Annotated in this window: 1 protein-coding gene; it reads right to left on the reverse strand. The window is 39.5% G+C overall.

The window, feature by feature from the left end; genetic code table 11:
- Positions 1–977 (reverse strand): IS4 family transposase (locus AAG747_RS29175; protein ID WP_346824798.1); only part of this gene is annotated, 977 nt, incomplete at its 3' end.
- Between the last annotated feature and the right edge of the window lie 26 nt (positions 978–1,003).

The following is a 1,003-nucleotide window of genomic DNA, read 5'->3' on the forward strand; positions in this document are numbered from 1 at the left end:
CTTCTGCCATGCTTTTTGATGGTGATTTGTTTGATGTTTTCATGTAGGTAAATCCCTATATTATACGACCAGATAAAGGCAATCACCAACACCCTGATAAGTGTATTTAACCGCTGATCATCATTAACATGGGTGGCTTCCAGATTAAACCCAGCAGATTTAAAGGCCCTAAACATAGTCTCTATTTGCCAGCGGTTTTTGTAAAGCCCCATGCTTAAATGATCCTGTTTATAGGATACTAAAATCAAATAATCAATTTTGCCATCCCGATTAAGATACTTGAGCCCGGAGAAATACACCAGCGTATCATTGAGATAAACTATCCTGGGGTGGAAATACACCTGGTTTAAAGGTTGCGCCAATAACAGCCAATGGGCTTTTACAGTCTTTCCATCAGTAAAAGTAAGGTGCATATTATTGCGTACCCTAATGATAAAACGAACCTGGTGGCCAGTTAAGAATGCCAACCAATCCTGGCCAATGAACTCCCGGTCAGCCGTCAAATATTCAATTTTATCTTTTCCAAAACAGTCCATAAAACGGTTTAATAATACTATGCGTTCTTCTTGGGAGGAATTGCCCCGTTTATCGCCTAAAACACACCAAAAGATGGGTAGGCCCACACCTTTGTAGATCACTGAGAGGAATAAAAGGTTAATATTAAGTTGGCCCAGCCTCCAATTCGTGCGGTCCATACTCAGCGCATATTTTCCTTTGATGGGTAACATTTTAATGATTAATTGACAATATAAATGATCGCTAAACGCAAATTGCCTGAAAAAACGTTGGATTCGCCTAAGTTTGGAGGAGAGCTGGACGCCATTATGATAACCTGTGGCCAATCGCTTGAAATTGACGCTACGTACTTGCAATAAGGAGACCACCAGGTAGCTTAGCAAAGTCATACGAGCTTTATTTCCTTTTAATTCTTCCTGTAAAATTTCCACTAATGTTTTATCTTTATACTGGCTTGCCATCTTTATTATTTTTAGGTGTGGTAACT

The sequence above is a fragment of the Rapidithrix thailandica genome, from assembly GCF_039710355.1.
Lineage (GTDB): Bacteria > Bacteroidota > Bacteroidia > Cytophagales > Flammeovirgaceae > Rapidithrix > Rapidithrix thailandica.